General features: G+C 65.7%; 20 protein-coding genes. 13 read left to right on the forward strand and 7 right to left on the reverse strand.

The genetic code is table 11. From position 1 onward, the window contains the following. The 8 genes from BMX43_RS08895 (at position 1) to BMX43_RS08930 (ending at position 9,182) form a co-directional block, all read left to right on the forward strand. Positions 1-924 (forward strand): D-alanine--D-alanine ligase, encoded by a 924-nt coding sequence (locus tag BMX43_RS08895; protein ID WP_091300474.1) that lies wholly within the window; start codon positions 1-3, stop codon positions 922-924. Then, positions 912-1,850 carry a cell division protein FtsQ/DivIB gene (locus tag BMX43_RS08900; RefSeq protein ID WP_091300477.1) on the forward strand — a complete coding sequence of 313 codons (939 nt, stop codon included), beginning with the start codon at positions 912-914 and terminating at the stop codon, positions 1,848-1,850. Before BMX43_RS08895 ends, BMX43_RS08900 begins: the two co-directional genes overlap by 13 nt. Then, a complete protein-coding gene (gene ftsA, locus BMX43_RS08905) occupies positions 1,847-3,181 on the forward strand; it encodes a cell division protein FtsA (protein ID WP_091300480.1) in 1,335 nt (444 codons plus the stop codon). Before BMX43_RS08900 ends, ftsA begins: the two co-directional genes overlap by 4 nt. Before the next feature lie 216 nt (positions 3,182-3,397). Beyond that, positions 3,398-5,008 carry a cell division protein FtsZ gene (gene ftsZ, locus BMX43_RS08910; protein ID WP_091300483.1) on the forward strand — a complete coding sequence of 537 codons (1,611 nt, stop codon included), beginning with the start codon at positions 3,398-3,400 and terminating at the stop codon, positions 5,006-5,008. A 235-nt stretch (positions 5,009-5,243) separates the two neighbouring features. After that, positions 5,244-6,164 carry a UDP-3-O-acyl-N-acetylglucosamine deacetylase gene (gene lpxC, locus BMX43_RS08915; RefSeq protein ID WP_091300869.1) on the forward strand — a complete coding sequence of 307 codons (921 nt, stop codon included), beginning with the start codon at positions 5,244-5,246 and terminating at the stop codon, positions 6,162-6,164. A gap of 146 nt (positions 6,165-6,310) precedes the next feature. After that, entirely contained in the window at positions 6,311-7,153 is an 843-nt protein-coding gene (locus BMX43_RS08920; protein WP_091300486.1) for an outer membrane protein assembly factor BamD, read from the forward strand. A 78-nt stretch (positions 7,154-7,231) separates the two neighbouring features. Continuing rightward, positions 7,232-8,875 carry a DNA repair protein RecN gene (gene recN / locus BMX43_RS08925; protein WP_091300489.1) on the forward strand — a complete coding sequence of 548 codons (1,644 nt, stop codon included), beginning with the start codon at positions 7,232-7,234 and terminating at the stop codon, positions 8,873-8,875. Positions 8,876-9,017: 142 nt separating this feature from the next. After that, on the forward strand, positions 9,018-9,182 hold the full coding sequence (locus tag BMX43_RS08930) for a DUF3563 domain-containing protein (protein WP_091300491.1): 165 nt from the start codon (positions 9,018-9,020) through the stop codon (positions 9,180-9,182). A gap of 2 nt (positions 9,183-9,184) precedes the next feature. On the opposite strand, the gene BMX43_RS08935 is transcribed toward BMX43_RS08930, so the two are convergent. The 3 genes from BMX43_RS08935 to BMX43_RS08945 are packed head-to-tail and all read right to left on the reverse strand — an operon-like array spanning position 9,185 to position 11,660. After that, positions 9,185-9,568 (reverse strand): SgcJ/EcaC family oxidoreductase, encoded by a 384-nt coding sequence (locus tag BMX43_RS08935; protein ID WP_091300494.1) that lies wholly within the window; start codon positions 9,566-9,568, stop codon positions 9,185-9,187. After that, on the reverse strand, positions 9,558-10,928 hold the full coding sequence (locus tag BMX43_RS08940) for an FAD-binding oxidoreductase (RefSeq protein ID WP_091300497.1): 1,371 nt from the start codon (positions 10,926-10,928) through the stop codon (positions 9,558-9,560). The genes BMX43_RS08935 and BMX43_RS08940 overlap by 11 nt, the downstream gene beginning before the upstream one ends. A 48-nt stretch (positions 10,929-10,976) precedes the next feature. Continuing rightward, positions 10,977-11,660, reverse strand: coding sequence for a DUF1638 domain-containing protein (locus BMX43_RS08945; RefSeq protein WP_425431797.1), 684 nt, complete (start codon positions 11,658-11,660; stop codon positions 10,977-10,979). A gap of 168 nt (positions 11,661-11,828) precedes the next feature. Between BMX43_RS08945 and BMX43_RS08950 the strand changes: the two genes are divergently transcribed. Beyond that, positions 11,829-12,965, forward strand: coding sequence for a calcium-binding protein (locus tag BMX43_RS08950; RefSeq protein ID WP_091300500.1), 1,137 nt, complete (start codon positions 11,829-11,831; stop codon positions 12,963-12,965). Between the two features lie 49 nt (positions 12,966-13,014). Here BMX43_RS08950 and BMX43_RS08955 read toward each other — a convergent pair whose 3' ends face one another. Continuing rightward, a complete protein-coding gene (locus tag BMX43_RS08955) occupies positions 13,015-13,713 on the reverse strand; it encodes a corrinoid protein (RefSeq protein ID WP_091300503.1) in 699 nt (232 codons plus the stop codon). A 153-nt stretch (positions 13,714-13,866) separates the two neighbouring features. On the opposite strand from BMX43_RS08955, the gene BMX43_RS08960 reads away from it, so the two are divergent. Continuing rightward, a complete protein-coding gene (locus BMX43_RS08960) occupies positions 13,867-14,955 on the forward strand; it encodes a PA0069 family radical SAM protein (RefSeq protein ID WP_091300506.1) in 1,089 nt (362 codons plus the stop codon). Between the two features lie 241 nt (positions 14,956-15,196). Further along, entirely contained in the window at positions 15,197-16,210 is a 1,014-nt protein-coding gene (locus BMX43_RS08965) for a hypothetical protein (protein ID WP_139201554.1), read from the forward strand. Between the two features lie 93 nt (positions 16,211-16,303). Here BMX43_RS08965 and bmt read toward each other — a convergent pair whose 3' ends face one another. After that, positions 16,304-17,311 (reverse strand): betaine--homocysteine S-methyltransferase, encoded by a 1,008-nt coding sequence (gene bmt / locus BMX43_RS08970; RefSeq protein ID WP_091300512.1) that lies wholly within the window; start codon positions 17,309-17,311, stop codon positions 16,304-16,306. Positions 17,312-17,490: 179 nt separating this feature from the next. Next, on the reverse strand, positions 17,491-17,805 hold the full coding sequence (locus tag BMX43_RS08975) for a DUF1476 domain-containing protein (RefSeq protein WP_091300516.1): 315 nt from the start codon (positions 17,803-17,805) through the stop codon (positions 17,491-17,493). A 186-nt stretch (positions 17,806-17,991) separates the two neighbouring features. Here BMX43_RS08975 and BMX43_RS08980 point away from each other — a divergent pair, with 186 nt between their 5' ends. Together BMX43_RS08980 and purS are read left to right on the forward strand one after the other, a co-directional pair. Then, a complete protein-coding gene (locus BMX43_RS08980) occupies positions 17,992-18,753 on the forward strand; it encodes a phosphoribosylaminoimidazolesuccinocarboxamide synthase (protein ID WP_091300519.1) in 762 nt (253 codons plus the stop codon). Positions 18,754-19,571: 818 nt separating this feature from the next. Next, a complete protein-coding gene (gene purS, locus BMX43_RS08985) occupies positions 19,572-19,811 on the forward strand; it encodes a phosphoribosylformylglycinamidine synthase subunit PurS (protein ID WP_091300521.1) in 240 nt (79 codons plus the stop codon). A 2-nt stretch (positions 19,812-19,813) separates the two neighbouring features. Here purS and BMX43_RS08990 read toward each other — a convergent pair whose 3' ends face one another. After that, the gene (locus BMX43_RS08990) at positions 19,814-20,839 is read right to left on the reverse strand and encodes a Hint domain-containing protein (protein ID WP_091300523.1); all 1,026 of its coding nucleotides are present in this window, start codon (positions 20,837-20,839) and stop codon (positions 19,814-19,816) included. Between the last annotated feature and the right edge of the window lie 143 nt (positions 20,840-20,982).

Consider the following 20,982-nt stretch of genomic DNA (forward strand, 5'->3'; position numbering starts at 1 on the left):
ATGGCGGGCAAGTCGGGCAAGACGGGCTCCCGTATAGCAGTTTTGATGGGTGGGCTTTCCGCAGAGCGGGAGGTGTCTTTGTCATCCGGGCGCGAATGTGCCGATGCTTTGCGGGTTGCGGGATATGACGTGATCGAGGTCGATGCGGGCCCGGATCTGGCCGCACGCCTTGTCGAGATCGCACCCGATGCGGTGTTCAACGCGCTGCATGGCCGCTGGGGCGAGGATGGCTGCGTGCAGGGCATCCTGGAATGGCTGCGGATTCCCTATTCTCATTCCGGCGTGCTGGCTTCGGCCCTGGCGATGGACAAGCAGCGCAGCAAGCAGGTGTTCCGCGCGGCGGGGCTGCCGGTGGTGGACAGCGTGCTGGCCAGCCGCGACGCGGTAGAGGCGGCGCATGTGATGGCGGCGCCCTATGTGGTGAAGCCGAACAACGAGGGGTCGTCGGTCGGCGTCTATATCGTGCATGACGGGGCGAACAGCCCGCCGAAACTGTCGGCGGAAATGCCCGATGTGGTGATGGTGGAAACCTATGCGCCGGGGCGCGAGCTGACGACGGCGGTGCTGGGCGACCGGGCGCTGGCGGTGACGGATATCATCACCAGCGGCTGGTATGACTATCACGCGAAATATTCGGTGGGCGGATCGCGGCACGAGATTCCGGCCAATATCCCCGCCGAGATCGAGGCGGCCTGCCGCGACTATGCGCTGCGCGCGCATCAGGCGCTGGGTTGCCGGGGGCTGAGCCGCACCGATTTCCGCTGGGATGAAAGCCGCGGTCTGGCCGGGCTGATCCTGCTGGAGACCAATACCCAGCCGGGGATGACCCCGACCTCGCTGGCGCCGGAACAGGCGGCCCATTGCGGGATGCCGTTCCCCGAGCTGTGCGCCTGGATCGTGGAGGATGCCTCATGCGGGCGGTGACCGCCGGGCCTCATTACCGCGAGCCGCCGATGACACGGGTTGCGGCGTCGCGGGCGGCGCCGGGGCTGCGGCGCGATCCGGCGCCGACGCGGATGGCCTACCGGATGCAGCGGCTGTGGCTGACGCCGGTGTTCCGCGTGCTGATGAGGGTGGGGTTGCCGGCTTTCATCATCGTCTTCGTGGGTGGGGTCTGGCTGTCGGATGCCGAACGGCGCGAGGCGCTGAATTCGACCATGCTGGGGGTGCGCAACACGGTGGCGCAGCGGCCGGAGTTCATGGTGTCGGCGCTGTCGATCTCGGGCGCGTCGGCGCCGCTGGACAAGGCGATCCGCGAATTGCTGGGGCTGAAGCTGCCGCTGTCGAGCTTTGACATTGATCTGGTGGCGGCACAGGCGCGGATTTCCACGCTGGATGCGGTGGAAAAGGTCGAGGTGAAGGTGGGGGTCGGCGGCGTGATGGAGGTGACCGTCACCGAACGCCAGCCGGTGCTGGTCTGGCGCCGGGGCGACGCGCTGGATCTGCTGGACCCGACGGGGCGGCGCGTGGCGCAGGTGCTGGCGCGGGCAGACCGGCCCGACCTGCCGCTGATCGCGGGCGAGGGCGCCAATCTGGTGGCCGACGAAGCACTACAGATCATTGCCGCCGCCGAGCCGATCATTCCCCGCCTGCGCGGCCTTGTGCGCATGGGCGAGCGGCGCTGGGATGTGGTGCTGGACCGCAACCAGCGCATCCTGCTGCCCGCCGATCAGCCGGTGCGCGCGATGGAGCGGCTGCTGGCGCTGGACAAGGCCGAAGATTTGCTGAGCCGGGACGTGCTGACTGTCGATCTGCGCAGCCAGTTGCGCCCCACATTGAGACTTGCCCCCAACGCCCTGAACGACCTGCGCGTCGCCAAGGGCATCGTGACCGCGGAGAGCGACCTATGACCGATCTCTACCAATCTCAGCGTGCCATGCGGAACATGCGCCGCGCCGCCATGCAACGCGGTGTTGTGGCCATTCTGGACATCGGCTCGTCCAAGATCGCCTGCCTTGTGCTGCGGTTCGACGGGCCGGAGCGGCGGCGCGATGCCGATGGCGTGGGCTCGATGGCGGGGCAATCGCAGTTCCGCATCATCGGGGCGGCGACCACCCGGTCGCGCGGGGTGCGCTTTGGCGAAGTGCATGTGATGAACGAGACGGAACGCGCCATCCGCACCGCCGTGCAGGCGGCGCAGAAGATGGCGAATGTGCGGGTCGATCACGTCATCGCCAGCTTTTCGGGCGCCGAGCCGCGCAGCTACGGGCTGGCGGGTGAGATCGAGCTGCAGGACAGCGTGGTGACGGAACAGGATGTGGCCCGCGTGCTGGCCGCCTGCGACATGCCGGATATCGGCCATGGCCGCGAAGTGCTGCACGCGCAGCCGGTGAATTTCGCGCTGGATCACCGCTCGGGCCTTGGCGATCCGCGCGGGCAGATCGGCAACCGGCTGGCCTGCGACATGCACCTGCTGTCGATCGACGCGACGGTGGTGCAGAACCTGTTCTACTGCATCAAGCGCTGCGATCTGGAACTGGCGGGGATCGCCTCGTCGGCTTACGTTTCGGGCATTTCCTCGCTGGTGGAAGACGAGCAGGAACTGGGCGCGGCCTGTATCGACATGGGCGGCGGGTCCACCGGGATTTCGATCTTCATCAAGAAACACATGATCTATGCCGATGCGGTGCGCATGGGCGGGGACCACATCACCTCGGATATCTCCAAGGGGTTGCAGGTGCCGATGGCGGTGGCCGAGCGGATCAAGACCAAGCATGGCGGCGTACATGCCACCAGCATGGACGACCGCGAGATGATCGAGATGGGCGGCGACAGCGGCGACTGGGAGAAGGACCGCCGTCAGGTGAGCCGGACCGAGTTGATCGGCATCATGCGCCCGCGCGTGGAAGAAATTCTGGAAGAGGTGCGGGCGCGGCTGGATGTGGCGGGCTTTGACCACCTGCCCAGCCAGCAGATCGTGCTGACTGGCGGCGCCAGCCAGATCCCCGGGCTGGACGGGCTGGCCGCGCGGATTCTGGGCCAGCGCGTGCGCCTTGGCCGCCCGCTGCGGATTCAGGGGTTGCCGCAGGCGGTGACCGGCCCGGCCTTTTCGGGCGCGGTGGGGCTGTGCCTGTTTGCCACGCATCCGCAGGATGAATGGTGGGATTTCGACATTCCTGCCGAGAAATATCCGGCGCGGTCGCTGAAGCGGGCCTTCAAATGGTTCAAGGACAACTGGTAATCCGCAACATCCTGCGCCAGCGGCGAAATCCCGCTTAGAACGCGCCACAATCCCCCATATTTTGTGGGGGAATCGCGTTTTTTTCGTGACGGCGGTGGCATCTGTGGATAGAATCGCGGATAAGTCAGGGGTCCGCTGTCCGGGACAGACAGCGCGAACATCCTGAGATCAAATGAAAACCTTCGGCGGCCCACAAAAAAATCAGGCGGATAGGCAATGGCACTTAATCTGACGATGACCTCTCAAAACGAAGAGTTGAAGCCGCGCATCACCGTTTTCGGGGTGGGCGGTGCTGGCGGCAATGCGGTCAACAACATGATCGACAAGCAGCTTGAGGGGGTGGAATTCGTCGTCGCCAATACCGACGCGCAGGCCCTGCAGCAAAGCCGGGCAGATGCCAAGATCCAGATGGGGCCGAAGGTCACCGAAGGTCTGGGCGCGGGTGCCCGCCCGACCGTGGGGGCCGCCGCCGCCGAGGAAACCATCGAAGCCATCGTGGACCATCTGGCGGGGGCGCATATGTGCTTCATCACCGCCGGGATGGGTGGCGGCACCGGCACCGGCGCTGCCCCGATCATCGCGCAGGCCGCGCGGGAACTGGGCGTGCTGACGGTGGGTGTTGTGACCAAGCCGTTCCAGTTTGAAGGCAACAAGCGGATGCGTCAGGCCGAGGAGGGCATCGAAGCCCTGCAGAAGGTCGTCGATACGCTGATCATCATTCCGAACCAGAACCTGTTCCGTCTGGCGAACGAGCGCACCACCTTTACCGAAGCCTTCGCCATGGCCGATGACGTGCTGTATCAGGGCGTCAAGGGTGTGACCGATCTGATGGTGCGCCCCGGCCTGATCAACCTCGATTTCGCCGACGTGCGCTCGGTGATGGACGAGATGGGCAAGGCGATGATGGGCACCGGCGAAGCCTCGGGCGAGGATCGTGCGGTTCAGGCGGCGGAAAAGGCGATTGCCAACCCGCTGCTGGACGAGATCAGCCTGAATGGCGCCAAGGGCGTGCTGATCAACATCACCGGCGGCTACGATCTGACGCTGTTCGAACTGGACGAAGCCGCGAACATCATCCGCGAGAAGGTGGACCCGGACGCGAACATCATCGTGGGTTCCACGCTGGACACCGGCATGGAAGGCGCGATCCGCGTGTCGGTCGTGGCGACCGGCATCGACGCTTCGGCGGCGAACCGCGCCGAAACCCCGTCGCGCCGCCCGATGGGCAGCGCCGCGCCGACCTTCGCCCCGGCGCCCGAGCCGAAGGTCGAAGCCCGCCCGGCTGCCGCTGCCGCGCCGCAACCGGCCCCGCAGCCCGCGCAAGCCGCCCTGTTCGAGGCGCCGCAGCCGCAAGGCTTCCAGCCGCGCGCGGAACAGGACGAGGTGTTTGACGACATGCCGGCCCCCGCCTATCGCCCGCAGCCCGCCGCCCAGCCGGCGCCGCAGGGCCGCAGCTTTGCCGCGCATGACGAAGATGCCGCCTCTTTCGTGGCGCCGCGTCCGCGCTCGGCAGGCCAGCCCTCGCCCGAGGCGATGGCGCGTCTGCAGGCAGCCGTGACCAAGAACCCGGCCACCGCGCAGCGCCCGCAACCCGCCGCGCGTCAGCCCGCACCGCAACCGGCCCCGGCGCCGCGCGCGGCGGAAAAGCCGCGTTTCGGCATCGGCTCGCTGATCAACCGCATGGCGGGGCATTCGGCGGAACCGGCGGTGGAGCGTGCGCCCGCCCGCCAGCAGCCGCAGGTCGCGGCCTATGACGACGAGCCGGAGCCTTCGGCGGATCAGGAGCGGATCGAGATTCCGGCTTTCCTGCGCCGTCAGGCGAACTGACGCTGCGGAAATCGGTAACATTTGTTGACGTAAAAGCCCGGCATGCCGGGCTTTTTCTTTTGATGAATCAGGGGGTTGTGGCGGCTGTGGCGGAATGTTGCAGGGCGTGGGACCGACTGTTACATCCGGTTACAAAGAGTGAGTTGTGGTCTGAGCCCCCCCGAATTACCTAGACTGCACGGCATGATCCCTGTGGATAAGTGCCGGGGATCCTCGGGTGATCTGGGAGTTGGACGTGCAGAATACGCTGAAATCCGCTGCGGTTTTTGAAGGGCTCGGCCTGCATTCGGGCGCGCCCGTTCGTATGGTTGTGACCCCCGCCGCTGCCGATAGCGGCATCTGGTTCCGCCGTACCGATCTGCCCGCAGGCGAGGCGCTGATCGCGGCGCGCTGGGATACGGTTGTGCCGTCGAAGCTGTGCACGCTGGTTGCCAATGCGGCGGGGGCCTCGGTGTCCACCATCGAACATATCATGGCGGCGCTGGCGGGCTGTGCCATCCACAATGCGCTGATCGAGATCGACGGGCCGGAAGTGCCGATCCTTGACGGATCCTCGGTGCCGTTCGTGGAGCGGTTTCTGGCGGTGGGGCTGGTGGAGCAGGATGCGCCGGTGCAGGCGATCCGCGTGCTGAAGGCGGTGGAAGTGCGCGACGGCGAGGCGGTGGCGCGGCTGGAGCCTTCGGACATGCTGGAGATCGACTTCCGCATTGATTTCGCCGAAGCGGCGATCGGGCGGCAGGAAAAGACACTGAACATGGCGAACGGCGCCTTTGTGCGCGAGCTGTGCGACAGCCGCACCTTCTGCCTGCAGGCCGATGTGGACCGGATGCGCGCCAATGGGCTGGCGCTGGGCGGGTCGCTGGAAAATGCGGTGGTGTTCGAGAATGGCGCAGTGCTCAGCCCCGGCGGTCTGCGGCATAGCGACGAGCCGGTGCGCCACAAGATGCTGGACGCGCTGGGCGATCTGTCGCTGGCGGGCGGGCCGCTGCTGGGCCGCTATACCGGCATCCGCGCGGGCCATGCGTTGACCAACCGGCTGCTGCGCGCGCTGTTTGCCCAGCCCGACGCGTGGATGGCGGTGGATTGCGGCGGCCAGACCATGGGCAAGCTGCCGGGCATGGGCGTGCATCGCGGCGATCTGCCCGCGACGTGCTGAGCCTGCCGCAGCGGTGAAAGGCGTTTTGCGCACCGCATTTTTCTGTGCTAGGACAAGCCAAACAGAGCGGTCCGGCGCAGCCCTTGCGCCGCGCCCGTGCTCGCCGCCCGGAACGGGCCGGAACTGACGAGGCGAATGTGCGTAAGATGACAGGCAGCAAATCGGGCGCAGGCATCCTTGGGGGCTTGCTTCTCGCCGCAATTCTGGCTGGGTGTGGCGGTGGTGCGTCGAAAGAGCCTGCGCTGGACAAGATGAGCGCCGAGCAGATCTACAAACTGGGCGAGTTTTCGCTGGAGGAAGAGGGCAAGCCGGAAGACGCGGTGCGCTATTTCTCGGAAGTGGAGCGGCTGTATCCCTATTCCGATTGGGCCCGCCGGGCACTGATCATGCAGGCCTTCACCTATCACAAGAACAAGGAATATGAGGATTCGCGCGCCGCAGCGCAGCGGTTCCTTGACTATTATCCGGGCGATGATGATGCGGCCTATGCCAAATACCTCATGGCGCTGAGCTATTACGACCAGATCGACGAGGTGGGCCGCGATCAGGGGCTGACCTATCAGGCGCTGCAGGCGCTGCGCGACGTGATCGAGGAATACCCGGACAGCGAATATGCCCGCTCGGCGATCCTCAAATTCGATCTGGCCTTTGACCATCTGGCCGGCAAGGAAATGGAGATCGGTCGCTATTACCTGAAGCGCGGCAATTACACGGCGGCGATCAACCGCTTCCGCGTGGTGGTGCAGGATTTCCAGACCACCAGCCATACCGCCGAGGCGCTGCACCGGCTGGTCGAAGCCTATCTGTCGCTGGGTCTGACCGACGAGGCGCAGACGGCGGCGGCGATCCTGGGCCATAACTATCAGGCAAGCCCGTTCTATGAGGACAGCTATGCGCTGCTGGGCCAGCAAGGGCTGAAACCCGAGGCGAAGGGGGATAGCTGGCTGACCAAGATCTACCGTCAGGTCATCAAGGGCGAGTGGCTGTAAGGCGGCGGCGCAAGCCGCGCCCCACAGGCCGAACCATGACAGGGATGGCGGGTTGACCCCCGCCCTACGGGATGAACCATGCTTCGTTCGCTTGATATTCGAGACATGCTGATCATCGACCGGCTTTCGCTGGCGTTTCAGCCGGGGCTGAATGTGCTGACCGGCGAAACCGGGGCGGGCAAGTCGATCCTGCTGGACAGCCTGGGCTTCGTGCTGGGCTGGCGCGGGCGGGCCGAACTGGTGCGCGGTGGCGCCGACAAGGGCGAGGTGGTGGCGGTGTTCGATCTGCCGCCCGGCCATGCGGCGCGGGCCGTGCTGGCGGAATACGAGATCGAGGCGGAGGACGAGCTGATCCTGCGCCGGGTGAATTTCGCCGATGGCCGCAAGACTGCCTGGGTAAATGACCGCCGCGTATCGGGCGAGGTGTTGCGCGCCCTGTCGGAGCGGCTGGTGGAACTGCATGGCCAGCATGATGACCGGGGGCTGCTGAACCCGCGCGGACATCGGCAGATGCTGGATGCCTATGCGGGCTTCGATCTGGCGCCGTTGCGGGCCGCCTGGGCGGCGATGGGGCAGGCAAAGAAGGCGCTGGCTTCGGCGCAGGGTGCGCTGGCGGCGGTGCAGGCCGAGGAAGAATTCCTGCGCCATGCGGTGGCCGAACTGGACAAGCTGAACCCCGAGCCGGGCGAGGAGGCGGTGCTGGACACCCGCCGCCGCGCCATGCAGGGGGCCGAGAAGATCCGTGCCGATGTGGCGCGGGCCGGGATGGCGATGTCGGAGCAGGGCGCCGAGGGCGTGCTGCTGGAGGCGCTGCGGCGGCTGGAGGCGGTCGCCGATCAGGCGGATGGGGCGCTGGAAGCGCCGATTGCCGCGCTGAACCGGGCGCTGGTGGAACTGGGCGAGGCGTCTTCCGGGGTGGAGCGCTGTCTGGCGGGGCTGGACTTCGATCCGGGCGCGCTGGAGGCGCTGGAGGAACGGCTGTTCGCCATTCGGGCGTTGGCGCGGAAACATTCGGTGCTGCCGGATGATCTGGGCACCTTTGCCGACGGGTTGCGCGGGCGGCTGGCGGCGCTGGATGGCGGGGCGCAGAACATCGCGGCGCTGAGCCGGGCGGTGGTGCAGGCCGAGGATGGCTATGCCGCCGTGGCGGCGCAGGTGAGTGCGGCGCGGCGCGAGGCGGCGGCGCGGCTGGATGCGGCGATGGCGGCGGAACTGGCGCCGCTGAAGATGGAGCGCGCGGTGTTTGCGACCGAGGTCGCGCCGGGCGAGCCGGGGCCGGAGGGCGTGGATGCGGTGGCCTTCACCGTGGCCACCAATCCGGGGGCGCCCTCGGGGCCGTTGAACCGCATCGCCTCGGGCGGGGAACTGTCGCGCTTTCTGCTGGCGCTGAAGGTGTGTCTGACCGGCGATGCGCCGGGGCTGACGCTGATCTTTGACGAGATCGACCGGGGTGTCGGCGGGGCGACGGCGGATGCGGTGGGGCGGCGGCTGAAGGCGCTGGCCGACGGCGCGCAGGTGCTGGTGGTGACGCATAGCCCGCAGGTGGCGGCGCTGGGGGCGCATCACTGGCGGGTGGAAAAGCGGGTGTCAGGCGGAATGACCACCTCGACCGTGACGCCGCTGGATGCCGGGGCGCGGGTCGAAGAGATCGGGCGGATGCTGGCGGGCGACACGGTTTCCGACGCCGCGCGCGAGGCGGCGCGGGCGCTGCTGGTCGGCTGATCTTCGCCGCCCCGGTTTTCGCTGCCCCGATCTTCGCTGCGTTGCAGAAACTGCAGGGCGGCAGGGCGCAAATGGCGGTTGTTCCGTCAGCGATGCTGACCCATATTGCGGACAGGGAGGCAAACCACTCACGAGGTTCGCCATGTTGGACACTGTCACGAAATTCATCCGCGCCCTGCGCATTCCCACCACCGAAGAGCTTGAGTCGCGCTATCTGAACGAGGCTTCCAGCCGCTATGATCTGGAGCAGCGCGAGCGCGAGGTCGAAAGCGGGCGCTTCCGCCGCAAGACGCTGGCGTTTTACTGAAATCAGCCTTCCGTGGCGCTGAACTGCAGCGCCACGGCCTGCCAGCCTTCGGGGCGGGCGACCAGCGTTGCGATCAGCAGCGCACCGATGCGGCCCATATCGCGGCCTTCTTCATCCACCAGACCGGACAGCACGAAACGCTGATGCAGCACGGCAGCGCCGGGGCCCATCGGGCGCAGCTTGCTGCGGCCCGTGACAAGGCGGGCGCGGCTGAACAGGCCCGACAGTTCGGCCTTCAGCGTGGCGAGGATGGCCTTGCGGCCTTCGACCCAGGCGCCGGTGAGGCTGAGCATGTCGGCATCTTCGCTGAGCAGGGCGGCCAGTGCATCCGCATCGCGGGCGATCCAGCCGGCAGCGAAGGCGCGGGGAAATTCTTCAGGCGTCATGCGGGGGCACCAGCTTTCCGGGGTTGAGCAGGTTCAGCGGGTCCAGCGCGGTTTTAAGCGCGCCCATCACGGGCCATGCGGCGCCATGTTCCTGCGCCATGTAGCCCAGCTTGCCGATGCCGATGCCATGTTCGCCGGTCACCGTGCCGCCCAGGCGCAGGGCGCGGGTTGCCATGCGGGCGGCCAGCGCTTTGGCGGTGGCGCGGTCTTCGGGGCTGTGCGGGTCGATCAGCAGGATGGCGTGGAAATTGCCGTCGCCGACATGGCCGAGGATCGGGCCGGGGATGCCGCTGGCGGCGATGTCGGCGCGGGTTTCCTCGACCGCTTGCGCCAGTTGCGAGATCGGCACGCAGACATCGGTGACGATGGCGGTGGCGCCGGGGCGCGCGGCAAGGCAGGCGGGGTAGGCGGCGTGGCGCATCTTCCACAGGGCGCTGCGGTCTTCGGGCTGTTCGGCCCAGCGAAAGCCGGTGCTGCCATGGCTTTGCGCAATCTCGCCAAAGCGGGCGGCCTGTTCGGCGACGCTGGCGGGGGTGCCGTGAAATTCCACCAGCAGCAGCGGGGTTTCGGCCAGCGTCTGGCCGGAATAGGCGTTGCAGGCGGCGACGGCGGCGGGATCGAGAAACTCGATGCGGGCCATGGGCAGGCCGGACTGGATGGTTTCGATCACGCAATCGACGGTCTGCGCCATGGTGGCAAAGCCGCAGACGGCGGCCGAGACCGCCTCGGGCTGGCCGTGCAGGCGCAGGGTCAGTTCGGTGATCAGGCCCAGCGTGCCTTCGGAGCCGACGAACAGGGCGGTGAGGTCATAGCCCGCGGCGGATTTTGGCGCGGCAGAGCCGGTGCGGATCACCGTGCCATCGGCCAGAACCACCTCCAGCCCCAGCACGGCGTCGCGCATGGTGCCATAGCGCACGGCGGTGGTGCCCGAGGCGCGGGTGGCGGCCATACCGCCCAGCGAGGCATTGGCGCCGGGATCGACGGGGAAGAACAGGCCGGTGGCGCGCAGATCGCGGTTCAGCGCCTCGCGCGTGATGCCGGGTTGCACGCGGACCAGCATGTCTTCGGCGCGGATGTCGAGCACGCGGTCCATGCGGGTGAAATCGACGGTGACGCCGCCGTGCAGCGCCAGCGCGTGCCCTTCCAGCGAGGTGCCCGCCCCCCAGCCAATGACCGGCAGGCGATGGGCGGCGCAGATGCGCATCAGGTCTGCCACCTCGGCGGTGGTTTCGGGGTAGGCCACGGCATCGGGCAGCCCGCCCGTCACATGGGTTTCGCTTTGCGCATGGGCCGCGCGATGGGCCTGCGCTGTGGTGAACCGGTCGCCCAGCAGGGCGGAGAGGGCGTCATGGGCTGTCATGCGCGGCACCCTAGGCGAGCGGCGGGCAAAGGGGAAGGGTGGGCGCGATCAGGGGGCGGCAACCCGCGCAATGGCGGGCGCCAGATCGCCATAGCCGGTGAAGCGGCGTTCGTAAGCCAGACCGAGCCGGGCGGCGGCGTCTGCGGCCTTGGCATTCAGCGCGGGGTCGTTGGTCTGCGCCTGATACACCAGTTTGGTGTAATTGCCGAACATCATCGGGATCAGTTCGGGGTGTTTGTCGAACCCCATCGGGCGCCAGACGAAGGCATCGAATTGCCGCACGAGGAAATCCGTCAGGTAGAAGGCGGTGAATTCCTGTTCGGCCAGTTCGGCAAAGCGGGCATTGCCTTCGAAGAACGAATAGCAATGCGGGCCTTCCAGCATGTCCACGCCCAGTTCGGCGCATCGGGCCTGAAGCAGCCCGCCGGTGCCGCAATCGGCGTAAAGGATGAAGATGCGGTCATAGGTGGCACGGTGATCGGCCACGGCGCGGGAAACGGCATCGGGGATCCGGTCGGGCCACAGATGCAGGTTCGCAGGCAGGCATTGCAGATCGAGGTGATCCCAGCCGCCCGCGCGTTTCACGGCCAGAACCTCATGCGCGAGCGCGCCGCAGGCAATCAGCAGCACGCGGCCCGGGGCCGGGCCTTGCGCGCTGGCGTCAAGGCCGGTTTCCGTAAGCACGGTATCGTCGAGTTGAGTATCGTTGGGCGGGGGGCTTTCAGGGGGCACGGGACTCTCCGGTCTGGTGTGAAAGGTGTGGGGGGGAGGGGGGCCCGGGTCAAGCCCCGCGTCGGATCACGGAGCCGTGAGGCGGGACGATTTCTGCGCCGGGTGTGAAACTCGGGCCGGGCGCGGCCCGTAGGTGCAGCATCTACCTGAAACCGATTGGAGGATCACATGGCCCATCTTGGAAGTTCCTACACCTCGCTTGATGCCTTTCTGGACAGTGCCACACGCTATTGGGCGGTGGATTTTGTCGCGCTGAACAGTTCCGGCGTGTCGGGGCAGGCCGTGCTGGCGCTGGGGGAAGACACCGAGGGCACGCCCTATCTGAGCGTGTCGATCACCGCCGAGGGCATGGCGCCGGATCAGGTGCATGCCCAGCATATCCACGGCACCTTCGATGCCGATGGCGATCCGTCGGATGCGCGGGAACCGACGCTGGCGCAGGATACCGATGGCGATGGCTTCGTCGAGGTGCTGGAGGGTGTGGCGACCTATGGCGACGTGATCATGACGCTGGACACCGAAGGGCATGACCATGGCACGGGCCATGTGACGCATGGGCCGATGGCCAATTCCGAAGGCGAGATGAGCTTCATCCGGGCCTTCGATCTGACCGAGGCGGAGGCGCTGCTGAGCCCGGTGACCGGCACGCAATACACGATGGACGATCTGATGCCGCTGATCCTGCGCGAGATCGTGCTGCATGGGGTGAATGTCGGCGCGGGCTATGGCGCGGGATCGACCGGCGAGATCAACGGCACGCAGGACGGCTATGTCGGCATCCTGCCGGCGGCGACCGGCGAGATCGAATGGATCGACGCCGAGGGCGCGCGCGACATCTTCGAAGAACAGTTCGCCTTTGCCAGCGAGACGATCCGTCTGGGCCGGGGCGCGGATGCGCGCGATGCCGGTCTGGGCAATGACACGGTGTTCGGGGGCAGCGGCAATGACAATGTGGAGGGCGGCGCGGATGCCGACCGGCTGCTGGGCAATGCCGGGGCTGATACGCTGGACGGCGGCGATCAGGATGACCGGCTGATCGGCGGGGCGGGCGATGACCTGCTGACCGGCGGGCTGGGGGCGGATCTGTTCGTCTATCGGCAACTGTCGCTGGGCAAGGATGTGATCGCGGATTTCGAGGACGGCATCGACCGGATCGACCTGCGCGGCAGCGGGCTGGACATGGATCTGCTGGTGTTCGGGTCCGCCGCCGATGGCGATGCGGTGGTGCGCTTTGGCGAAACCGTGCTGCGTTTTGAGGGTGTGAGTGCAGCGGCGCTGGACGAGGCGGATTTCCTCTTCGCCTGAGGCTGCGTGTAGAGAAGGCGCGCCGCTGTGGCGCGCCTTTTTCCGTTTGTCAGGCGCTGAGCTGGTTGTGCTTGCGCGCGACGAAGGATTTCGCGGTTTCCACCGCCACGGCGGCATCGCGGCAATAGGCATCGGCGCCGATGGCCTTGCCGAATTCTTCGTTCAGAGGCGCGCCGCCGACCAGAACGATGATTTCCTCGCGCATGCCTTTTTCTTTCAGCGTGTCGATGACCACCTTCATGTAGGGCATGGTCGTCGTCAGCAGGGCCGACATGCCGAGGATGTCGGGCTGCTCTGCCTCGATCGCCTCAAGGTATTTCTCGACCGAGTTGTTGATGCCAAGATCCAGCACCTCGAAGCCCGCGCCTTCCATCATCATGCCGACAAGGTTCTTGCCGATGTCGTGGATGTCGCCCTTGACGGTGCCGATCACCATCTTGCCCATGCGCGGCGCGCCGGTTTCCACCAGCAGCGGCTTCAGGATGAACATGCCGCCCTTCATCGCATTGGCGGCCAGCAGCACTTCGGGCACGAACAGGATGCCGTCGCGGAAATCGGCGCCGACGATGGTCATCCCGGCGACCAGCGCCTTGGTGAGCACGTCATAGGGCGTCCAGCCGCGCTCGATGAGGATGTTCACACCCTCTTCGATCTCATCCTTGAGGCCGTCGTAGAGATCGTCGTGCATCTGGAGGACAAGTTCGTCGTCGCTCAGTTCAGACAGGATGATATCGTCTTCGTCAGCCATTTCGGGGCTCCTGCGGGAAGGGTTCAGGCCTGAATGCGACGGATGATCGCCCGGCACTTTTCGCTTTGCGACATGGCCGCAGGCAAAGGCGACAGTCAAGCGGAAAGCGGGCGGGGGCTTGCAGGATGTTCCTGTTGTGTTCTAGTGTCCGGCATGGATGGCAAGGATCGGACAGTCAGGCCGGAGATGCGGCTGCGCGCGCGCGGCGCGCTGGGCAATGCCAGCGGGCGGTTTGAACGCGAAAGCCGGGTGGCGGTGGATGACGGCTGGGAGATGGCCGAGGAGGAGCGGCTGCTGCAGACGGAGGTGCGCGAGGAGCGGCCCCGGTCGGCGCTGAGCTACAACCGTTCGCCCGATCTGCCGTTTGACCGCAGCGTGAACCCCTATCGGGGCTGCGAACATGGCTGCGTCTATTGTTTCGCCCGGCCCTCGCACGCCTATCTGGGCCTGTCGCCGGGGCTGGATTTCGAGACGAAGCTGATCGCGCGCCCCGGAATCGCCGCGGTGCTGGAGCGGGAGATCGGGGCGAAAGCCTATCGCGTGGCGCCGATTGCGCTGGGCACCAATACCGACCCCTATCAGCCGGTGGAGCGTGACTGGGGCGTGATGCGTGCGGTGCTGGAGGTGCTGGCGGCCTGGCAGCATCCGCTGGCGATCACCACCAAGGGCACGCTGGTGGAACGCGATCTGGATCTGCTGGCGCCGATGGCGGGGCGGGGGCTGGCGCGGGTGGGCATTTCGGTCACCACGCTGGATGCCGGGCTGAGCCGGGCGCTGGAGCCGCGCACGCCGCTGCCTGCGCGGCGGCTGGAGGTGATCCGGCGGCTGTCCGCCGCAGGGGTGCCGGTGCGGGTGATGGTGTCGCCGGTCATTCCGGGGCTGACCGATCACGAGTTGGAGCCGATTCTGGCGGCGGCCAAGGCGGCGGGGGCGGTGGCGGCAAGCTGGATCATGCTGCGCCTGCCGCTGGAGGTGGCGCCGATGATGCAGGACTGGCTGGAAGCGCGGGTGCCGGGGCGGGCGGCCAAGGTGATGGCGCGCATCCGCGAGGTGCATGGCGGCAAGGACTATGACCCCGCCTGGGGCAAACGGATGCGCGGCGAGGGGCTGTGGTCGCAGCTTGTGGCGCAGCGGTTTGACAAGGCGGTGGCGCGCGAGGGGCTGGGGGTGAAGCTGCCGCCGCTGCGGTGCGATCTGTTCCGCAGGCCCGCGCGGACAGGGGATCAGATGAGTTTCTGGTGAGGGGGTTCTGGCGGGACTCTGCGTTGCGAAGGCGCGCCGGACAGGCCGCCCGTGCGGACCGCGCGGGCAAGCCATACGCCGTTCTCGACAGGGGGCTGTTGGTATGGAATTGTGATCACATCCGAAGCCGGGTGTTTGGGATGAGTCTGTCAGAGGAAGGGGGGAGCTTGGCCTTTGGCTGATCTGCACGCCGCCGCCGTCTTGCACCGGGCGTTTTAGCCGGTCGGGATGTGACAGGATCGTGCGGGTCGGAGTGCTGCAGAATAGCTCGAAACAAAATTCGTTCTCAGAAACGATGGGGGATCATTCGATGCCGACAGGACAATATATCATTTCGCGGGTTGAAGACGGCCTGACCCATACCGAAGCCCATGACCTTGCGCTTGGCCTGGGTGGGCATCTTGCCGTGATCACCAGCGCCGAGGAGAACGATGTCGTTCTTGGGATGCTTGCGCGGGACGTAGATTCCTGGAGCTTTGAGCCGCGTGATGTCGCACGCTCCGGGCCATGGATCGGACTGACGCAAACCGAGGGCGCATCCGAACCCGGCGGCGGTTGGGTCTGGGAGACGGGCGAGGAGTCGGATTTCACGTTTTGGCACAGCGGTCAGCCCGACAATTTTGTAAATGACTCCAGGGCATTGTATTGGGAGTATCAGGGGCAGATCGGTTGGGCGGATCATGTGGATGACCCCGTGAGCCTTGGCCTGGGCTATGGCGCAATCAAGACGGCCGCGACCGAATTCGATGCCGGGCAGCGCAAGCTGGTCGGAACGGCAGAGCATGATTTCATCTGGGGGTCGGACGTTGGCAATCTGCTGAAGGGCGCCAATGGCAATGATCTGCTGGAGAGCAATGGCGGCAGGGACAGGCTGGATGGCGGCAATGGCGATGATAGCCTGACCGGTGGCATCGGCGCCGACAGCCTGATCGGCGGGGCCGGGAACGACGATTTCATCTATGCCACAATCGCCGAGTCGAAGGTCGGGACGGTTGGCCGCGATCGCATCCTCGATTTCAATGCCGACGCGGCGGATCAGATCGACCTGTCCCGGATCGACGCGATTGCGGGTGGCGGCGACGATCTGTTTTCTTTCGTCGGGTCCGGGCGCATCACGGCTCTGGGGCAGGTGCGCGTCTACGAGTCGGGCGGGAATACGTTCATCGCCTGCAATACAACCGGCAGCAATGCGGTTGACATGCGGATCCTCGTGATCGGTCTGCACGATTTCGACATCAGTGATTTCATTTTGTAAGGCAGGGTGACCGTTCAGGTTGCGTGCGAAACGCGCAGCCTGAACGGGTCTGGCAGGTACAAACCGCGCGGCTTGGGACCGGGCGTTCGGCTGTTACCGGCCGCGGCGGCGTTCGCGGCGGGCCGGGCCTTCGTCGCCGGTGCCGTCGGAGGCCGAGGAGAAGGCGCCGAGTTTGGCCGAGATTTCGTCCAGCGACGGGCGGGGGCCTTTGGGGCGGGTTTCCAGCGCTTCGCGCATCGCTTTCAGGTGCACCGGCATGGTGCCGCAGCAGCCGCCGATGATGCGGGCGCCGGAATCGCGGGCCAGCACGGCGTAATCGGCCATCAGCTCGGGCGTGCCGTCGTAATGGATCGCGCCGTCCTTGTATTTCGGGATGCCGGCATTGCCCTTGGCGATCACCGGGCGTTCGGTGCCTTGGGCGAAGAAGCCCAGCACGGTGCGCAGCAGATCCGACGAGCCGACGCCGCAATTGGCACCGAAGGCAATCGGCGGGTTCGGCAGTTTTTCCACCAGTGCTGCCAGATCGGCAGAGGTCGCGCCCATCATGGTGCGGCCTGCGGTGTCAAAGCTCATCGTGCCGCACCAGGGCATCCCGGCCAAAGCGGCGGCCTCGGCGGCGGCGCGGTATTCCTCGGGGGCGGAAATGGTTTCGACCCAGAGCACATCGGCGCCCCCGGCCTTCAGCCCCTCGGCCTGTTCATGGAACATCTCGACCGCCAGCGCATGGGTCAGCGTGCCCATCGGCGCCATGATCTCGCCGGTCGGCCCGACGGAGCCTGCGACGACGACGGTGCGGCCCGCGGCATCGGCGATCTCGCGCCCCAGCGCCGCGCCGATGCGGTTCAGTTCGTGCACGCGACCCTGCGCGCCGTGGAGTTTCAGGCGCGAGGCGTTGCCGCCGAAGGTGTTGGTGAGGAAGATGTCAGAGCCCGACTCCACCGCGCCGCGATAGAGCGCGCGGATATTGTCAGGCTGATCCACGTTCCACAACTCGGGCGGCTCGCCGGAGGAGAGGCCCATGTTGAACAGGTTGGTGCCGGTGGCACCATCGGCCATCAGCCAGTCGCGGGTGGCCAGCAGGGTGGAAAGAGCGTCGGTCATGTCGCCTCACGGGGGGGGGAGGGCCGCAGGGTGCGGCCTTGGGTCTTTGCCCTTCCTGTGCCACGGGTGGCGGGATGAGGCAAATTCATAATCTTCATGTTCATTGTGAAGATCGTGCAGGGTGGCAAAAGAAAAGGCCGCCCGGCGGGGCGGCCTGAGCCTGACAGATCCCGCAGGGATCAGGCTTCGGACATCAGCTGCGCCTTGGCGACGGGCAGCAGTTCGGCCAGTTTGGCGCGGATCGTGTCGGCGGTGGATTTGTCGCCCAGATCGGCGGCGAGCTTGCGCACCACGTCTTCGACCCCGGCTTCCTCGAAATCGGATTCCACGATGGTCATCGCATAGGCGGTGGCCTCGTCGCCGGTCTTGCCCAGCAGATCTGCGGCCCAGAGCCCGGCCAGCTTGTTCCGGCGCGCTTCGGCGCGGAACTGCATCTCTTCGTCATGGGCGTATTTGGCTTCAAACGCTTTTTCACGGTCGTCGAAGGTGGTCATGGCAAGGCCCCCCTAAGGAATATGGTTCCGGTTGCTTTCCATATGCCCGCCCGCGCCTTGCGCCGCAAGGCCCCAAGGTGCCCCGGTGGCGCTAAACCTTGCGGGGGCGGCGGGCTTGGACTATAGCCGCGCCAAGGGGGACGGGCCTTTCGGGCTTTTCGTCCCATGTGCGATTCGGGAAAATGCATGGCACGTCGCAAGAAGGTCTACGAAGGCACGGCGAAGATCCTTTACGAAGGGCCGGAGCCGGGCACGCTGATCCAGTATTTCAAGGACGACAGCGCCACCCCCGGCACCGCCCCGCAGGGCGGGCTGGAAGGCAAGGGGGTGCTGAACAACCGCCTGTCCGAATTCTTCATGTCGGGGCTGAACGCCATCGGCGTGCCGACGCATTTCATCCGCCGCATCAACATGCGCGAGCAACTGGTGCGGATGTGCGAGATCGTGCCGCTGGAAGTGGTGGTGCGCAATTTTGCCGCAGGTGGCATCACCACGCGGCTGGGCATCCCGGAAGGCACGCCGCTGCCGCGCCCGATCGTCGAATATTACTACAAGGACGACAAGCTGGGGAACCCGCTGGTGTCGGAAGAACATATCATCGCCTTCGGCTGGGCCAACCAGCAGGATCTGGATGACATGGTGGCGCTGGCACTGCGGGTGAACGATTTCATGTCCGGCGTCATGCTGGGCGTCGGCATCCGGCTGATGGATTTCCGGCTGGAAGTCGGGCGGATCTGGGAGGGCGATTTCATGCGCCTGATCGTCGCCGACGAGATCAGCCCTGACAGCTGCCGCCTGTGGGATACCCGCGGGCTGGAAGCGCCCGACCGCGAAGGGTTCGTGCGCGAACCCGGGCCGCTGGCCGACGTTTATACCGAACTGGCGCGGCGCCTTGGCGTGCTGCCGTCCAATGTCACCCATACCACCAAGCCGACCCTGATCAACTGAAAGGGGTCATTTGGGCCAGCGAAAATCGAAACTATCATTCTTTCTCAAGCAACATCCCAAGTGTTGCTACTGTGGTGGTGAGGTGGATGCGGGGTCGATTGATCACGTCCCGCCAAAAGCCGTATTCAAATACAAGCATCGTCCTTCTGGCTTGGAGGTGCCTGCGTGCAGTCATTGCAATGCTGCGCATTCACCCTTTGACGAGTTCTTCGCGTTCATTGCGTTTCTTCAATTGTCATCCAAGGCAAATCACGTCGAACCTCGTTTCAATTCAATGATTTCTGGCCTTGTTCCTCGATTTCCAGAGGCGATTGTTGAGATTGTCCGGAAATCAAGTAGAGGCTGGGTCAAGGATGCGTCTGGGCTCTTGAGGCCAGTGATAGTCGCAACCTTTGAGGATCCGGCGGTTCACTTCGCCGTTGAATACATGGCGGCAAGGATCAGTTGCGCACTCGTGTATCTCTTTCATGGTGCAAGTGTTCCGCTTCAGACCTGTTTCAAAACGCGTTGGGTTTCGAACGCATCAGGCGATCACGCGGCAGTCATGAAACTGGCTCGCGGACTTCCCAATTACATTTCCTTGAAGCAGGGAAGCTTTAATACAAGTGACCAATTCGAGGCGCGATACTTCATCGAAAGTCCAACGCGGGCTGGTTTTGCATTCAATTTCCATCAGTCATTTCAAGTGACTTGCGTAGTCGAACCGGAGGCTCAGCGCGGCGAGGAAGAGCCCTTGTTTACCGTGACAAGAGACGGTATCGCCCCATTGAACCACGACTATCCACCCTCTCTACGAATCCCAGTGCGGAGATGAACCCATGAAAGCCCGTGTGACCGTGATGCTGAAGACCGGAGTGCTGGATGTGCAGGGCGAGGCCGTGCGCCGCGCGCTGGGCACGCTGGGTTTTGAAGGGGTGGAGGCCGTACGGCAGGGCAAGGTGATCGAGCTGGATCTGGCCGCCACCGACAAGACCGCCGCCGAGGCCGAAGTGGCCGCGATGTGCGAAAAGCTGCTGGCCAATACGGTGATCGAGAAATACTCGGTCGAGATCGCCTGATTTTACGCTGCTGCGGCCCGTTGCGGGTGACGCAGCAGCGCCAGAAGCACCTGCGTTTCGTGCTGGCGCAGGGTTTGGGCGGCATCCGGGCGGGACAAAAGCTCGGGCAGGGTGGTGCCCATCAGATCGCAAAGCGCGCGGGTTTCCGCCGCGCCCATGGCCGTGGCGCCACGTGCGCCCGGTTGAAAGCTTTCGGCGGGCAAGCCTTCGGCAATCAGCATGGCATGTTCGTCCAGAAGGATATGGTAATAGGTGATCGGCCCGACCGGGCGCAGCGGCTTGACCGATGCGCGCAGATGGGCTGCGGGCAGCAGCACCTCGGAGCAGCCGAACAGCATTTCGGTCTGCCAGCCGGAACAGGAAATCCGGTGGCCCGGTGACAGGCCCAATGCGCGCAGGGGCAGGCCTGGCCCGAAAAAGTTCTTCGGGATGATCACGGGGTGCAGCGCGGGCTCTTTCTGCAAGGCCGCTTCGCCGACAACGGTGTCTCCGATCCAGCGGACCGGCAGGGTCCGGCCATCGGCGGTTGTCACCCCATCGCCGGGGCGCAGCGACTCGACTGCGCGCGGGCCTTGCGGGGTGGCGATCCGGGTGCCGCCCAGAAAACACAGCAGGACCGTGCCGGGGGCATAGTTGCTGCCCGTGATGCCGTGCGCGCCGTTCGGAAAGGCGGTCATCACGCCAAGCGTGCCTGAACCGTCATTGAGGAAAAAGAACCGCTGGCCGTCTGCGGTGGTGATGACGGTGATTTCCTTGCCGCGCAGATCGACGCCGTTCACATTGGCCAGCTTGTTGGTGGTCGGCAGGTTGCCGGTGAACTCGACCCGGAACCCCTGCGTCACGCCGTTGAGGATGACCTGGGTGTCGGGGTCGTTCTGCCCGCCGTTGTAATCAAGCTTGATGTCGCCGCCGGTTCCGGAGGTGAAGGTCAGTTGCGTGACCGGCGTGGTCGAGATGCCCTTCGCGTTCAGCGAGGCGTTGTTGGCGGTATTGCTGTCACCGCGGGCGTAGAAGCTGATCGTTGTCATCGCGGCGTTTCCTGTCGGGTAAGATCGGATCGTCCTCTGGCATTGGCAATCCTTGAACCTTGACCAATCATTGTGACCAAGCAGAGGCCAGCTCTGGGGCGAATTGCGGCCTTAAGCGCCGGCCTGCGCAAGCGATGCGCTGC

Source organism: Gemmobacter aquatilis (genome assembly GCF_900110025.1).
Lineage (GTDB): Bacteria > Pseudomonadota > Alphaproteobacteria > Rhodobacterales > Rhodobacteraceae > Gemmobacter > Gemmobacter aquatilis.

Bases quoted from the DNA above. Each gene is read 5' to 3' on its own strand.
- BMX43_RS08895 (WP_091300474.1), top strand. From the start codon at position 1: ATGGCGGGCAAGTCGGGCAAGACGGGCTCCCGTATAGCAGTTTTGATG.
- BMX43_RS08900 (WP_091300477.1), top strand. From the start codon at position 912: ATGCGGGCGGTGACCGCCGGGCCTCATTACCGCGAGCCGCCGATGACA.
- ftsA (WP_091300480.1), top strand. From the start codon at position 1,847: ATGACCGATCTCTACCAATCTCAGCGTGCCATGCGGAACATGCGCCGC.
- ftsZ (WP_091300483.1), top strand. From the start codon at position 3,398: ATGGCACTTAATCTGACGATGACCTCTCAAAACGAAGAGTTGAAGCCG.
- BMX43_RS08920 (WP_091300486.1), top strand. From the start codon at position 6,311: ATGACAGGCAGCAAATCGGGCGCAGGCATCCTTGGGGGCTTGCTTCTC.
- recN (WP_091300489.1), top strand. From the start codon at position 7,232: ATGCTTCGTTCGCTTGATATTCGAGACATGCTGATCATCGACCGGCTT.
- BMX43_RS08930 (WP_091300491.1), top strand. From the start codon at position 9,018: ATGTTGGACACTGTCACGAAATTCATCCGCGCCCTGCGCATTCCCACC.
- BMX43_RS08935 (WP_091300494.1), bottom strand. From the start codon at position 9,568: ATGACGCCTGAAGAATTTCCCCGCGCCTTCGCTGCCGGCTGGATCGCC.
- BMX43_RS08940 (WP_091300497.1), bottom strand. From the start codon at position 10,928: ATGACAGCCCATGACGCCCTCTCCGCCCTGCTGGGCGACCGGTTCACC.
- BMX43_RS08950 (WP_091300500.1), top strand. From the start codon at position 11,829: ATGGCCCATCTTGGAAGTTCCTACACCTCGCTTGATGCCTTTCTGGAC.
- BMX43_RS08955 (WP_091300503.1), bottom strand. From the start codon at position 13,713: ATGGCTGACGAAGACGATATCATCCTGTCTGAACTGAGCGACGACGAA.
- BMX43_RS08960 (WP_091300506.1), top strand. From the start codon at position 13,867: ATGGATGGCAAGGATCGGACAGTCAGGCCGGAGATGCGGCTGCGCGCG.
- bmt (WP_091300512.1), bottom strand. From the start codon at position 17,311: ATGACCGACGCTCTTTCCACCCTGCTGGCCACCCGCGACTGGCTGATG.
- BMX43_RS08975 (WP_091300516.1), bottom strand. From the start codon at position 17,805: ATGACCACCTTCGACGACCGTGAAAAAGCGTTTGAAGCCAAATACGCC.
- BMX43_RS08980 (WP_091300519.1), top strand. From the start codon at position 17,992: ATGGCACGTCGCAAGAAGGTCTACGAAGGCACGGCGAAGATCCTTTAC.
- purS (WP_091300521.1), top strand. From the start codon at position 19,572: ATGAAAGCCCGTGTGACCGTGATGCTGAAGACCGGAGTGCTGGATGTG.
- BMX43_RS08990 (WP_091300523.1), bottom strand. From the start codon at position 20,839: ATGACAACGATCAGCTTCTACGCCCGCGGTGACAGCAATACCGCCAAC.